Source organism: Streptomyces flavofungini (assembly GCF_014650815.1).
In the GTDB taxonomy this organism is placed as follows: Bacteria; Actinomycetota; Actinomycetes; order Streptomycetales; family Streptomycetaceae; genus Streptomyces; species Streptomyces flavofungini.
Genome location: NZ_BMVR01000004.1, coordinates 53,468 through 67,123 on the forward strand (window position 1 = coordinate 53,468; position 13,656 = coordinate 67,123).

Genomic DNA, 13,656 nt, shown 5'->3' on the forward strand with positions numbered 1-13,656 from the left:
GTTCGATCCAAACCGAACCTCACACCTCCTGGAGGTCTCCTCGCCATGCCCGAATCGTCGTCGACCCTGCCCGCCCCCGCGGAACCCGCTGCCGAGGCGAGCCCCGCGGCCGCCGCCCCCGAGCCCCGCGTCCTCCCTCTCGCCGCCATCCTCCTCGCCGTCTTCGTCGTCCCCATGTCCATCTCCGGCACCGCCGTCGCCCTCCCCGGCATCGGCGCCGACACGGGAGCCGGGGCCGCCCCGCTCCAGTGGGTGGTGAACGCGTTCAACGTCGCGTTCGCCTGCTTCACCCTCGTCTGGGGCTCCGTCGCCGACGTCGTCGGCCGGGTGAAGGCCTTCGCGGCCGGTGCCGCCGTCTACGCCGTCGCCTCGCTCGGCAGCGCCCTCGCCTCCGACGTGCTGCTGCTCGACGCCGCCCGGGCGCTGGCGGGCGTCGGCGGCGCGGCGATCTTCTCGTGCGGCGCCGCGATCCTCTCGACGGTGTACGAGGGTCCGGCGCGGGCCAAGGCGTTCGCGCTGTTCGGGACCGTGGCGGGCGTGGGCATCGCGGTCGGGCCGTCCCTCTCCGGGGTGTTGCTGCAGACGGTGAGCTGGCGCTGGGTGTTCGCGCTGCATGCCGTGGCGCTCGCCGTCGTCCTGCTCGCCGTGCCGGTCATCGCGCGGGCGGTGCCGCCGACGCCCCGCACCGGCGCGAAGATCGACGTCCCCGGCAGCGCGGTCTTCGTCGTCGCCATGGTGCTGCTCACCACCGCCATCGTGCAGGGTTCCCAGTGGGGTTGGGGGAGCGCGGGCGTCCTCGGGCTCTTCGCGGGCGCGGTCGTGGCACTGGCCGTCTTCGGCTCCGTGGAGAAGCGGCGCGCACACCCCCTCCTCGACCTGAGCCTGCTGCGCAACCGCCACTTCCTCGCGCTGTGCCTGGTCCCGGTCGCCGGATCGTTCGGCTTCGTCACGATGCTCACGTACCTGCCGACCTATCTGACGGAGGTGACCGGGCGTGGCACCGGCGCGGCGGGCCTCATCATGGTCCTGCTCACCGCGCCGATGCTCGTCTTCCCGCTGCTCGCCGCCAAGTCGGTGGCCCGTGGCGTCTCCCCGCTCACCATCATCTACGTCAGCCTCGGCGCCCTCGTCGTCGGCGACGCCGCCCTCACCGTCTTCGGCCCCGACGTCTCCGTCGGCGTCGTCGCCCTGCCGATGATCGTCACCGGCGCGGGCATGGCCCTCGCCGCCGGGCTCGTCGACGGCCAGGCCCTGGCGTTGGTCGACCCCGCGAAGGCGGGTATGGCCGCGGGCTTCCTCAACACGCTGCGGCTCGGCAGCGAGGCGGTCGCGGTGGCGCTGTACGGCTCGGTCCTCACGACGCTCACCGCGTCACGGTCGTACGACTCCGCGTTCCACCTGGTCCTGTGGGGGCTCGCGGCGATCTGCCTGGTGCTCGGGTTGGTCGTCTTCGCGCTGCTGGGCGGGCGCGCGCGGAGCGAGGACCGGTGAGTCGGGCGCGGGCGCCTCGGGGGAGAGAGGGGGCCTATGGCCCGAGCCTGATCCCGCGGGCCTCGGCGATGACGTCCAGCGCTTCGACGTGCCAGCTGTAGAGATGCGTGGCCGCGTAGCAGTGCGCCAGCACGTGCTCGTGTGCCTCGTCGGTGCCGATCCTCAGCAGGGCGCGTACGGCGGCCTCGCGGATTCCGGACCCCATGTCGGTGGCGAGGACGGCGGCCAGGGGGGCGACGCACTCGGGTGTGGCCCGCTCGCTCAGAGCGGTGGCCACGGCCTCCCTCACCGGGCGCGACGCGGAGAGCCGTCCCTCGCCGGGCTTGGTGCCCCGGGCATTCCGAGCGGAGGGTGACGTGGCGAGCCGCCCCAGGACGGCGGTCGCCTCGGCCTCGGGGCGGGCGGCGAGCGCGGCGACGAGCCGGTCGGCCAGGTTCTCGCTCAGGTCGTCCGCGATGCCGGCGAGCGCGACGAGGACGGGCAGCGCCGGGGCGCCGATCCGGCCCAGGGCGTGTACGGCGGCGCGGGCCACGTCGGGTTCGACGCCCTGCGGTTCGGCACTGCGCGAGACGAACTCCCCGAGCGCCCGGGCGGCCTCCGCCATCGGGAACCCGCCCAACGCCGGCACCGCCCGCGCCCGCACCGCCTCGTGCGGCGAGCCCGCGCAGGCGAGCACCACCGGGAAGGTGTGCGGTGCGCCGATCAGACCGAGGGCCCGCACCGCGTGGGCGCGCAGGGTGCCGGGTTCCTCCTCGTCCTCGGCGAGGGCCGCGAGGGGCGCGGCGGCCTCCGGGGGTCGCAGGGCACCGAGCGCCTCCGCGGCGGCGCTGCGCAGCGCTGTCGGGGCCGCGTCGTCCGACAGGACGGCCAGCAGCGCCGGAGCGGCCGCCGTGTGCCCGGCGGCACCCAACGCCCTTGTAGCGCCGCGCTGTTGGGCAACAGTGTGGTCCGTGCCGGTGAGCAGGTCCAGGAGTTCCCGGAGCGGCGGCTTGGGGAGACGGGCGACGGCGTTCGCCACGTCGTCGCTGATGCGCGCGTCACCCAGCGCCTCCAGCAGGGCCTCGCTCGCGTCGGCGCGCGCGTACGCGGCGAGGGCCCGGGCGGCGGCCCGGCGCACGGCCGGAACCGCCGACTCGCGCAGGTGGTGCCGGAGCAGGGCGTGGTAGTCGCCCGGGTCCGGTGCGTCGAAGAGGCCGGGCCGTTCCGCCACCCGAGCGCAGACGGCGGCCACGGCGTGGGGCGGGCAGTCGGGGTGGTGCGGGTCGCTTGCCGCCGTGCGGAGGACGCCCCACAGGTGGTCCCGGCCGTCCTCGGTTCTGGAGAGCAGGACGGTCGCGACGCGGGCCGTTTCGGGGTCCGGGTCGCGCTGTGGGGCGTGGAGGAGGCGTTCGACGGGCGGCCAGTGGTGGGTGGGCGGCCAGTCGGCGTCGGGCAGTGCGTGCAGCGCCGCGACCGCGGTCCCGCGCAGTTGGGTGCCCGGGGCGGGGGAGTGCGCGAGGACGAGGAGGGCGGAGGCCGCGCGCGGGTCCCCGATCGCACCGAGCGTCCGTACGACGCGTTCCGCGCGCTCCGGCAGGTAGCCCCAGAGCGCGGCGAGCAGGGGAGTCACGGCCTCGGGCGGCCGCAGCCGGGCCAGCGCGTCGAGCACCCGCACCGTCCAGTACCCGCGGCCGGTCGCCAACTGGTCGCACAGGCCGACGAGTCCACGGACGGCCTCCGGTCCACCGATGGCGACCAGGGCCCCGACCGTCGGCTCGTCCAGTTGCTCGCGAGTGTCACGCTCCTCGATCAGTATCCGCAGCAGTTCGGGGACCGCACGGCGCTCCCGCAGCTTCCCCAGCGCCACGGCAGCCTGCCACCGCAGCCCGGGGTACTGCTCGTCCCGCCGCCGCAGGCAGGCGAACAGTGCCTCGACGACCTCCGGTGAACCCGTGCTGCCGCCGAGCATCATGGTGGCGTCCACCCGGATGTCGTGGACCTCGGACCGCGTGGCCCGGCACAGTCCCGCGACGTCGCCGTCCATCCGCATCCGCACCAGATCGGCGACCGACGACGCCCCCTCCACTCAGGCCTCCCCGTGCTCGGGGCCCTCGGGCACCCGGTCCGACATCGCCACGTACAGCGGCGTCCCGACGACGACCGTCAGCTCCCGCCCGTCCTCCCGCGTCACGGTGCCGCGCATCAACTGCCGTGCCAGGAACTCGCAGTACACCGGCGGCACCGTCAACGACTCGGCGCAGCGGAGCACGTCGTGCGTCACGTTCACGCGGTCCGGCATCCGGCCCCGCCAGCGCACATCGAACTGGCCCTCCCACTCGGGTGGCATGTCCTGAAGCAGCCGGAATATCGACGGCAGTCCCGAGAAGCCGACCCGGTGCATGTCGGGCGCCGCCTGATAGCCGATCAGATGGTGCGCCGACCCGATGAGCGCGACGACCGTGTCACCGTCGCGGCCCGTCATGAGCGTCGGGCTGTTCGCGTCGCCGCCGTACCCCGCGATCCGCAGCCCCAGATCCCCCCGGAACCAGGCCGTGGGCTCCGACATCCAGCTGACGTCGAACTCCCGGTCCAGATAGGCCTCTACGAGGTCGAGCCGGTCGTACGCACTCGTGTCGGCGCGCGGCGACTGCACGGCCACGCTCACGACCTTCAGGTCGACCTTGGCCTCGACGGCGAGCCGCCGCAGGAGCTTGGGCGGGATCTGCCCGTACAGCATGTCCACCTTGGCGGTGGAGACGTACACGTAGTACCGAAGCATGGGTCCGCAGCATCGCACACGCCGTTCCGCCCCGCACCACCGGGCGAAGCAGGCCGCGCCCCGACTCGCCAAGGGGGGAGTGGGTGAGTCGGGGCGCGGCCTGCTTCGGGTGTGGCTCAGCTCAGCGCAGCAACTCCACCTCCGACAGCGTGCCCCGCCCACCCGTGAACACCAGGCGGTACTTCTGGTACGAACCGGGCTTGCTCACCGTGAACGGGCGGGTCTGCTGGTCCCAGGCGAAGGACTGGCCGGAGCGCTTGTCGACGGTCTTCCACTTCTCGCCGTCGGGCGAGCCCTGGAGGATCCACCCGCGCGGGGCCTTGGCCCGGTCGGCCGAGGTGAGGGTGTACTGGACGGCCTTGGTGCGGCCGGTGACCGGCACCACCACGGACGCCGCGTCGGCGGAGGTCGCCGAGGAGTTGTCGAACAGTTCGCCCTCGACCTTCGTGGCGTCCTCGCGGGGCGAGGGGACCTTGTCGTCGTCCGTGACGGAGACCGGCTGGGCGTTCTTTCCGGTGCCCCAGGCGGACGGCTTCGGGCCCATGTCGAATTCCAGGACGCCGCCGCGGGCGATCTCCTTGTGGGGGAGCGCCGTCGACTTCCACGACTTGCCGTTGGCCTTGAGCCCCTGGACGTAGATGTTCTCGGCGCTGTTCTTGGGCGCCTTGACGACCAGGTCGCGGCCGTTGTCCAGGTGCAGGGTCATCTTCGTGAACTGCGGGGAGCCGATGGCGTACTCGCCGCTGCCCATGACGAGCGGGTAGAAGCCGAGCGCGGAGAACAGGTACCAGGCCGACTGCTCGCCGTTGTCCTCGTCACCGTGGTAGCCCTGCCCGATCTCGCTTCCGGTGTAGAGCCGGGACATGACCTCGCGGACCTTCTCCTGGGTCTTGGCGGGCTGCCCGGCCGCGTCGTACATGTACGCGGCGTGGTGGGCGACCTGGTTGGAGTGCCCGTACATGCCCATGCGCACGTCGCGGGCCTCCGTCATCTCGTGGATGACGCCCGGGTAGGAGCCGACGAACTCCGGCGACGCGGTCTCCGGCGTCGAGAAGTAGGTGTCGAGCTTCTTCGCCAGTCCCTTGCGGCCGCCGTACAGGTTGGCGAGGCCGCGGGAGTCCTGCGGGGCGGTGAAGGCGTAGCCCCACGCGTTGGTCTCGGTGTAGTCGTGACCCCAGACGCGCGGGTCGAACTTGTCCGAGGGGACGCGCCAGTCGCCCTTCTTGTCCTTGCCCTGGAAGAACCCGGCCTTGGAGTCGAAGAGGTTGACGTAGTCACGGGCGCGGTTGAGGAAGTAGGAGGCCTCTTCCTTGTAGCGCTTCTTGCCCGTCTTCTTGTAGAGCGCCTCGCCCATCTTCGCGATGCCGTAGTCGTTGAGGTAGCCCTCCAGCGCCCACGACAGGCCCTCGTGCGTCTCGGACGGGGTGTAGCCGAGGAACGGCGACGACGTCATGCCCTTGCGGCCGTAGCCCGACTGGTCCGGCGCGACCGTCGCGTTCTTCACCGCCGCGTCGTACGCCGCCTTCGCGTCGAAGCCCTTGACGCCCTTCACATAGGCGTCGGCGAACGCCACGTCGGACGAGGTGCCGGTCATCAGGTCCGCGTAACCCGGCGAGGACCAGCGCGAGGTCCAGCCGCCGTCCTTGTAGTGCTGCACGAAGCCGTCGACCAGCTCACCGGCCTTGTTCGGGGTGAGCAGTGAGTACGCGGGCCAGGTCGTGCGGTAGGTGTCCCAGAAGCCGTTGTTCACGTACGGCTTGCCCTCGACGATCTTGGCGCCGGTGTGGGTCGGGGTGTCGGGGTTCGGCTGCTTGGTGAACGGCGAGGCGTACTTGTACGTCGAACCGACCTTCTCGAAGCCGGAGTTGGGGTACAGGTACAGCCGGTACAGGCTGGAGTACAGGGTCGTCCGCTGGCCCTCGCTCGCGCCCTCCACCTCGACGCGGCCGAGGATGTCGTCCCACTGCTTCTGGGCCTTGTCCTTGACCTTCGCGAAGGACGAGCCCGCCGGGATCTCCGCGTCCAGGTTGGCCTTCGCCTGGTCGACGCCGAGCAGGGACGTGGCGAGGCGCAGGGTGACCGTGCGGTCCTTGCCGGGCGAGAAGCGGAAGTAGCCGGTGGCGTCTGTGGTGCCGCCGCCCGTCAGCTTGCCGCCGTCCGTGACGGGGCGGTCGAAGGTGCCGTACACGAACATGCGGGTCGCGCCGGTCGACAGGCCCGACTTCACGTCGGAGTAGCCGGAGACGATCCCCTTCTCCTTGTCGAGGGTCAGGCCGACCTTGTGGGTGGTGTTGCCCGTCTTCTCGATGTTGTCGAAGATCACGCTCGCGTCGTCACCGGGATAGGTGAACTTGAGCATCGCCGCGTGGTCGGTCGGCGTCATCTCGGCCTTCAGGCCGTTCTCGAACGTCACGCCGTAGTAGTGCGGCTTCGCCGTCTCCTTCGCGTGCCGGAACGGCAGCGCCCGCTTGCCGCGGTCGGCGTCCGGGGTGCCCGCCGCCACCGACGGCATCACCTGGAACGTCTGCCGGTCGCCCATCCACGGGCTCGGCTCGTGGCTGGTGCTGAACGCCTGCAGCGTCGGCAGGTTGTCGTCGTTGTTGCGCCGCGAGTAGTCGTACAGCCAGTCCACGCTGCCCGCGTTGGTCACCGGCGTCCAGAAGTTGAAGCCGTGCGGGACGGCCGTCGCGGGGAAGGTGTTGCCGCGCGAGAAGCCGCCGCTGGACAGGGTGCCGCGCGTGGTGGAGGCGTAGTCGGAGGGGTGCGCCTTGGGCTTCGGCGGCGCCTTCTCCGCCAGGGACACGTCGTCCACCCAGCCCCGGAACTTCACCGGGCCCTTCGGCGAGTCGTACGCCAGCAGGATCCGGTCGACCGTCTTGCCGGCGGCGACCTCACCGACGCGCGCCGCGACGTCGTTCCACTGGTTGACGTAGAGCACCTTCGCGTCGCCCTGCCCGCGTGGGGTCAGCGGGAAGCCGTGCTGGTCGGTGGCCTTGAGGTCACTCAGATAGGTGCCGTCCGTGAACGCGAGGTCGACGGCGACGTTGGTGGCGTCGTACGGCGACTTCTTGAAGTCCTCGTCGTCCATGGACGGGAAGACGCGGTAGCCGAGCTCGGTGTCCCGGCCCACCTTCACGTTCACGTCGAAGACCTTGTTGTACGAGAACCCGCGCCGCTCGGCCGTGTGCGTGCCCGCGTACCGCAGCGCCTGCTTGCCGGTGAACCCGGCGCGGGCCTTCGCGGTCGGGGACCCGAGGGGGCCGCGGTCGACGAGGCTCAGCATGTCGTCGGGCGGGGCGGGGTTGTCGCCGCCGCCGGTCGACAGGTGCACGTCGGCGAGCTGGAGGGCGTCGCCCGCGCCGTTGTTGGCGGTGATGTCCAGGCGGTAGTGGGAGTACGCCGTCGCGTTCTCGAACGCGTACTTCTTGGTCTGGAAGCGGCCGTCGAACTTCTCGCCCTTGCGGGTGTCGAGGTCCTTCCAGTCCTTGCCGTCCGTCGACCCCTGCAGCGTGAAGTCCTTGGGGTCGCGCTCGGCGTGGTCATTGGCGGAGGTGAGCGCGTACGTCACGACCTTCGCGGGCGCGTCCAGGTCGAACTCCACCCAGCCGGCCGGCTTGAAGGTGAGCCACTTCGTCGACGTCTCGCCGTCGGTCAGGTTCTCCTTGGTCTCACCGCCCCCGGTGTTCTCGGCGCTCGCCCGCACCTCCACGATGTGGTCGTTCACGCTCCCCGGAATCCCGGCGCCGAAGCCGCCGTTGACCCCACCGGCCTTCTTCTTGCCGTCGGGCCCCGTCTCGACCGTGTTGAGCCAGTCGGGCTGGGCGTCGTCCTTCTCGAACGAGGAGCTGAACTCCTCGGCCGCCCGCGGCGCCTGTTCCGGCCCGGCCACGGCGGCGCCCTGCGAGGCGGCGAGCACCGCGAGGGCGGTGATGCCGACGGCGGCGGTGGCGCGGCGCCGGTGCCCCGCCCCGCCCGCGAGCTGGGCAAAGGCCCAGCGCGGTCTGTGTCCCCGAGGTCTGTGTCCCATCCCCTGAGTCCCCTCCAAGCAACTGTCCGGACAACGTTGTCAGTGGCTGCGCAGGGTCCAGTAGGGCGGTAAGTGGGCAGTGGTGTCAAGGGGGTTGTAGCGGGTTCCCGGAGGCTGCCGCGACGGGGGAGAGACGAGGGAGAACAGGGCTCGCCGGGATCAGACGAGGAAGCGCTCCACCTCCCGCGCGCGGTCGTCCATCTGCGCGCTGATCCGCTCGGCGACGTCGGTGACCAGGCGGTCCACCTCGGTGGGGTCGAGTTCGGCGTTGTTGAGGGTGGTCCTGATGAGCTGGCGGGCGGCGAGTTCGGCGCCCTTCGGCAGCGCGACGATCGCGGCCATCCCGGCGACGAGCGCGGCCATCTGCGCCGGAGTGGCCCCGGCTCGCATCGCGCTCCGCAGCCGCATCAGGCCCAACTGCGGCACCCTGGTGGCGGCCCAGAGCGCCCCCTGCGAGTTGCGCAGCACCCGCCACAGGGCGCGGATGCGGCGGCTGATGGCCGTACCGATGATCTCGGGCAGCGCGATGTCCAGCGCGAACTCCTCGTCGCGGATGCCGTACGAGCGGCAGATGTCGAGCACCATCGGGATCAGCGCGGCCTCCAGCGTGGCGCGCAGCTCGGCCAGGACCGCGTCCAGATCGGTGAGTTCGCGGATCAGCGCGTCGAGGTCCTTCTCCCCGTCGGCGTCGACGCGTCCCGCCCGCTCCAGGAGGCGGGCCAGGAGGGAGTTCTTGGCCTGGTCGAACGCGTCGAGCAGCCCGGCCCGGATCGCCTCCTGGAACTCCGGGCCGTCCTGGAGCGCCTGGATGTCGCGGCGGAACCGGGCCACGTTGACGCTGTGCCGCCCGATGCTCGCGAGCCCCCGGGTCACCGAGAGCGAGGGCTCCGCGGCGTGCTCCACGACGGCCTCGGGGAACGCGGCGACGCACCGTTCGCGGACGACGGGCATCCGGGAGCCGCCGCCGGTGAGGACGACCAGCTCGGGCACGGTCGCGCCGAGGAGGCCGCGTACCTCCGTCAGCATCTCCGCGAAGCGCTCGGCCCAGCCGCCGGGGGCCCGGACGACGCGCTCCGGTATGTCGACCGACCGCAGCCGCTCCACGCTCAGCGAGACCAGCGGCGCGAACTCGCGGGCGCAGCCGGACCGCAGCTCCTGCACCCGCAGGTCCGTGCCGGTGAACTGGGCCTCCTTGGCCCGGCGGCAGACCAGCGTCAGCATGTCGGGGCCGCCGTCCCGCTCCAGCGCCGCGGTGAACTCAGCCGTGTCCTTGAAGTCCGCGCGCACGATCCGGGCGACGGCGGTGTCGATCTCGCGGCAGCCCAGTTCGGCGCCCACGGGCAGGTTCCTCGGCTTGAGGTCCTCCACGACGGTGAAGTCGGTCGTGGAGGAGCCCACGTCGACGACGAGGACCCGGTCCAGCCCGCCGCCGTTCCGGCGCCCGGCCCGGCGGTCCCGGACGTGCACGAGGGCCGACTGGGACTCGGCGACCAGGCGCACCGGCACGTCCATGACCCGCAGTTGGCGCAGGTAGGCCTGCACCGAGCGGCGGTTCCAGCCCGCGGGGTGGCCGACGTGGACGACGCAGTCCTCGTGCACCTCGGGATGCTCGGCGAAGAACTCCGCGAGGAACACCTGGGCGAACTGCACCGCCTGCAGGTCGGTGTGCTGGTGGCGGTTCTTGAAGTTGACGCTGAAGTGCACGCAGTTCTTGGCGAGGACGGCGTCCTCGCCGATGACGACCTGGTAGGCGAGGTCGGTGTCGGCGCCCGCGAAGTCGTCGGGCCGCCCGGGCACACGCCCCAGCGCGGTGACGATCGCGGTCCCCTCCGTGCCGCGGACGTGCACCTCCGCCGGGCCCTGCCCGGTCGTCTCCAGCCAGCACAGCGAGCTCTCGCCGTCGCCGAGGTCAAGGCCGACCGCGTACCGGACGTCGCGTTCCAGGTCATGCGGCATGGTCGGGACCCTCTCCGGGAGTCCCGTCGGCGGCGCTCGACGAGGTGGCCGCGGCGCCGTTCGGCGGGCCGCCGGTCACCGTCAGGACCTGGGTGAGGAGCCTGATCTCGGTCGGGCTCGGCGGGTCGGGGAACTCGAAGCCCGAGCGCCGGAACGAGACGGCCGCGAGCAGCCGCCGCACCCCCGGGCTCGCCGCCGCGAGCGCCCGGTCCTGGCCGCTCAGGTCCGTCTTGAAGTACTCGGAGTCGTCGAAGCGCGTCCAGACGCCGGGGTCGGACTGGAGCGCCGTGAAGAAGCCCGGGTGCTTCATGCGCAGGGCGAGCAGGGTGCCCGCGTGCAGGAGCAGCCGTCGCGAGGGCGGGTCGTCCGGGTTGAGGCGCAGGCTCATGGCCGTCAGGTTCAGACCGTTGACGAAGCGGCGGACGCGCCGCGGGTTGGCCTCGAAGGCGACCTCGACCAGCTCCCACAGCTCCTGCGAGCCCGCGAGCCGGGTGTCGGTGATCTTGTGCTGGAGGTGCCGGACGATGGACTCGAAGGAGACCCCCGGCAGGTGGTACGGGAAGTGGATGAGCTTTTCCAGATACTGCCGCCCCCGGGCCTCGTCCGGGTTCTCGCTGTGGAACCGCCGGGCGGCGGCCTCCGCGACGACCTGGTAGTCCATGGCGAGCACGAACGCGCAGGCCCCCTCGCCGAGGAACAGCTTCAGGGAGTCGAGGACGGTGATCGCCGCGTCCGGGGTGCAGCGGTCCAGGTCGTCGATGAACAGCACGAGGCGGCCGCCGTCGGTGTAGGTGGCGACCACCTCCTTGAAGTCCTCCTCGAAGCGGTTGACGTGCAGATAGGTCTCCGTGCCCGGTTCGGTGAGCGCGGTCTGCGCGGCGGCCACGTCGTCGGCGGTGACGACACCCGCGGTGAGCGGGCCCGCGGCCCGTCGGGCCAGGAGCCAGGCCGCGGCCTGGCTGAGCCGCCGGATCCGTTCCAGGGCGCCCGCCATCCGCTCGCGCAGGGCCAGGTCCCCCTTCAGCCGCCGCTCCTCCAGGTCCTGGGCGATCTCGGTGAGCACGCTCTGGATGAGGGCGTGCCAGATCTCGTCCTTCTGGTCGTACTTCCAGGGGTTGAACCACACGGTCGGGACGGAGCGCTTCCGCAGCAGGTCCTGGCAGACCTTCATGAAGCTGGACTTGCCCGTGCCCCAGGGCCCGAAGACCCCGACGGTCAGCGGCAGGTCCTCGGTGGCGACGATCGCCGCGCAGAGCACGTCGGCGTGGGCCCGGAATCCGTAGCGGTCCCCGTCCGCGCCCTGGATCGGGTTGTCGGTCAGCAGCATGAGCCCCCCATGCGCCGCGAATCAGCCACCGTGACTGATTGCCAGCGGCATACCACTCATGGTGCCCGAACCGGCCCTTCTGGGCGCGAAGTTCGCCGAAGTATCCGGAAATGAGGGCGGTGCCGATGGGCTTCCCGAAAGGGCCGGTCCGATTCCCCATTGGTACGGACTTTCATGGCGCGCGAGAGGGACGCCGCATCCTGCTCGGGGGTTACCCCCGGCCCTGTCCTCAATGGCGCCCGCGCTCGGCGTGATACGTGTATCCGGACCGGAGAAGCGGCACGTCTCCGGGAGGTCTCAACTCGGAAAAGCCTGCAGTCCAAACCTGCATTCGATCTTGCTTGCCCGACCGTGAGTGGACTATACCTGTCGGCGTCCGGGTAGCCCGATCGACCGGCGCGGCAGCCGTTCGACCGACGGCGGACCCGGGGTTCACGCGGCCGGGGATCGCCCCGTCGAGCATCTGTCTCTCACCGGTCCGGCCGGACACCACCGCACCATCGCACGACCCCAGCTTCACAACTCCGCGGTGCCGGGGAGGATCCGGTTCACCGCCTGAGTCCTGGAAGAAGGCGAGGACTTGAGCATGGGATCCACACCTGGGACCACCGGCACGCCCGGCAGCGACGGCGTCGGCCGACGAGATCTGATCAAGCGCGCGGCCGCGCTCGGCATCATCTCCGTACCGACGATGGGCTTCCTTTCGGCCTGCGCCTCCGGCGGCGGCGATGACAACGACAAGGCCAAGACGGTCAAGAAGACGAAGGACAACCCCTTCGGCGTCGCCAAGGACAACGACCTCGACGTCTTCATCTTCAAGGGCGGCTACGGCGACGCCTACGCCAAGGCGTGGGAGGCCAGCTACGAGAAGAAGTACGGCGGCTCCGTCGCGCACAGCGGCGAGCAGGACGTCACCGGCAAGCTCCAGCCCCGCTTCAACAAGGGCAACCCGCCGGACGTCGTCGACGACTCCGGCTCCAAGAAGATGAAGCTGGACACCCTGCACAAGGAAGGTCATCTGACCGACCTCACCCAACTGCTCGACGCGCCGTCCATCGACGACCCGAGCAAGAAGATCCGCGACATCATGCTGCCCGGCACCATCGAGCAGGGCACCTTCGGCGGCAAGTTCCACGCGCTGTTCTACGTCTACGCGACCTGGGGCCTGTGGTACTCCAACAAGCTGTTCAAGAAGCACGGTTGGAAGGTCCCGAAGACCTGGGACGAGCTCCTGGACATCATGAAGGACGCCAAGTCCAAGGGCATCGGCGGCCTCGCCCACCAGGGCAAGTACCCGTACTACATGAACATCGTGATCATGGACCTGATCGCCAAGACCGGCGGCATGGACGCCGTGAAGGCGATCGACAACCTCGACAAGAAGGCCTTCGTCGGCAACCCGGCCGCCGAGCGCGCCATCGAGGCGGTGTACGAGATCGTGGAGAAGGGCCTGCTGATGCCGGGCACCAACTCCCTGGAGCACACCGAGGCCCAGACCAAGTGGAACGAGTACAAGGCCGTCTTCATCCCCTCCGGCTCCTGGCTGGAGAACGAGCAGGCCAAGCAGACGCCGGACGACTTCGAGATGACGTTCCTGCCGCTGCCCCTGCTGCCCGACTCCAAGATGAAGCTGCACGCCCTGCGCACCGGCGCCGACGAGCCCTTCATCGTGCCGTCCAAGGCGAAGAACGTGCAGGGGGGCCTGGAGTTCCTGCGCCGCATGCTGTCCAAGGAGGGCGCCACCGCCTTCGCCAAGGAGGCCAGCTCGCTGTCCGTGATCGGCCCCGAGTACGTGGACAAGAGCGTGCAGCTGCGCCCGGGCATCAAGACCGCGCTCGCGGCCGTCGACGCCTGTCCGGTCGACGAGCGCTTCAACTTCCGCTACTCGGAGTGGTACGGCGAGCTGGACGTCGCCATCCAGAACGCCACCGGTGAGCTGATGGCCAAGCGCATCACGCCCAAGAAGTGGCTGGAGCGCTGCCAGGCGGCGGTCGACAAGGAAGCAGCGAAGAACCCGGACACGAAGCGGAAGTAGTAGTCGTCGTCAGCCGCCGGCCGGGGCCGGGCGGCGCGGCCGGGCCGGGCGTCGCCCACGGC

7 protein-coding genes are annotated in these 13,656 nt (G+C 71.1%); 2 read left to right on the plus strand and 5 right to left on the minus strand.

Annotated features, from left to right (window positions below):
* The first annotated feature begins 45 nt into the window (after nucleotides 1-45).
* Nucleotides 46-1,491 (plus strand): MFS transporter, encoded by a 1,446-nt coding sequence (locus IE274_RS10630; RefSeq protein ID WP_190115413.1) that lies wholly within the window; start codon nucleotides 46-48, stop codon nucleotides 1,489-1,491.
* A 34-nt stretch (nucleotides 1,492-1,525) separates the two neighbouring features.
* On the opposite strand, the gene IE274_RS10635 is transcribed toward IE274_RS10630, so the two are convergent.
* The 5 genes from IE274_RS10635 to IE274_RS10655 all read right to left on the minus strand — a co-directional run bounded on the left by IE274_RS10635 (nucleotide 1,526) and on the right by IE274_RS10655 (nucleotide 11,559).
* On the minus strand, nucleotides 1,526-3,556 hold the full coding sequence (locus IE274_RS10635; protein ID WP_190115414.1) for a HEAT repeat domain-containing protein: 2,031 nt from the start codon (nucleotides 3,554-3,556) through the stop codon (nucleotides 1,526-1,528).
* Entirely contained in the window at nucleotides 3,557-4,249 is a 693-nt protein-coding gene (locus tag IE274_RS10640) for a DUF7019 family protein (protein ID WP_190115415.1), read from the minus strand.
* Between the two features lie 121 nt (nucleotides 4,250-4,370).
* Complete coding sequence (locus IE274_RS10645) at nucleotides 4,371-8,276, minus strand: GH92 family glycosyl hydrolase (RefSeq protein ID WP_190115416.1); 3,906 nt, start codon at nucleotides 8,274-8,276, stop codon at nucleotides 4,371-4,373.
* A 159-nt stretch (nucleotides 8,277-8,435) separates the two neighbouring features.
* Nucleotides 8,436-10,232 carry a hypothetical protein gene (locus tag IE274_RS10650; protein ID WP_190115417.1) on the minus strand — a complete coding sequence of 599 codons (1,797 nt, stop codon included), beginning with the start codon at nucleotides 10,230-10,232 and terminating at the stop codon, nucleotides 8,436-8,438.
* Nucleotides 10,222-11,559: a KAP family P-loop NTPase fold protein gene (locus IE274_RS10655; RefSeq protein WP_190115418.1), complete on the minus strand. Its 1,338-nt coding sequence runs from the start codon at nucleotides 11,557-11,559 to the stop codon at nucleotides 10,222-10,224. Before IE274_RS10655 ends, IE274_RS10650 begins: the two co-directional genes overlap by 11 nt.
* 586 nt (nucleotides 11,560-12,145) lie before the next feature.
* Between IE274_RS10655 and ngcE the strand changes: the two genes are divergently transcribed.
* Nucleotides 12,146-13,594 (plus strand): N-acetylglucosamine/diacetylchitobiose ABC transporter substrate-binding protein, encoded by a 1,449-nt coding sequence (ngcE, locus tag IE274_RS10660; RefSeq protein WP_190115419.1) that lies wholly within the window; start codon nucleotides 12,146-12,148, stop codon nucleotides 13,592-13,594.
* The last annotated feature ends 62 nt before the right edge of the window (nucleotides 13,595-13,656 follow it).

Bases quoted from the DNA above. Each gene is read 5' to 3' on its own strand.
- IE274_RS10650 (WP_190115417.1), bottom strand. From the start codon at position 10,232: ATGCCGCATGACCTGGAACGCGACGTCCGGTACGCGGTCGGCCTTGAC.
- IE274_RS10630 (WP_190115413.1), top strand. From the start codon at position 46: ATGCCCGAATCGTCGTCGACCCTGCCCGCCCCCGCGGAACCCGCTGCC.
- IE274_RS10655 (WP_190115418.1), bottom strand. From the start codon at position 11,559: ATGCTGCTGACCGACAACCCGATCCAGGGCGCGGACGGGGACCGCTAC.
- IE274_RS10640 (WP_190115415.1), bottom strand. From the start codon at position 4,249: ATGCTTCGGTACTACGTGTACGTCTCCACCGCCAAGGTGGACATGCTG.
- IE274_RS10645 (WP_190115416.1), bottom strand. From the start codon at position 8,276: ATGGGACACAGACCTCGGGGACACAGACCGCGCTGGGCCTTTGCCCAG.
- ngcE (WP_190115419.1), top strand. From the start codon at position 12,146: ATGGGATCCACACCTGGGACCACCGGCACGCCCGGCAGCGACGGCGTC.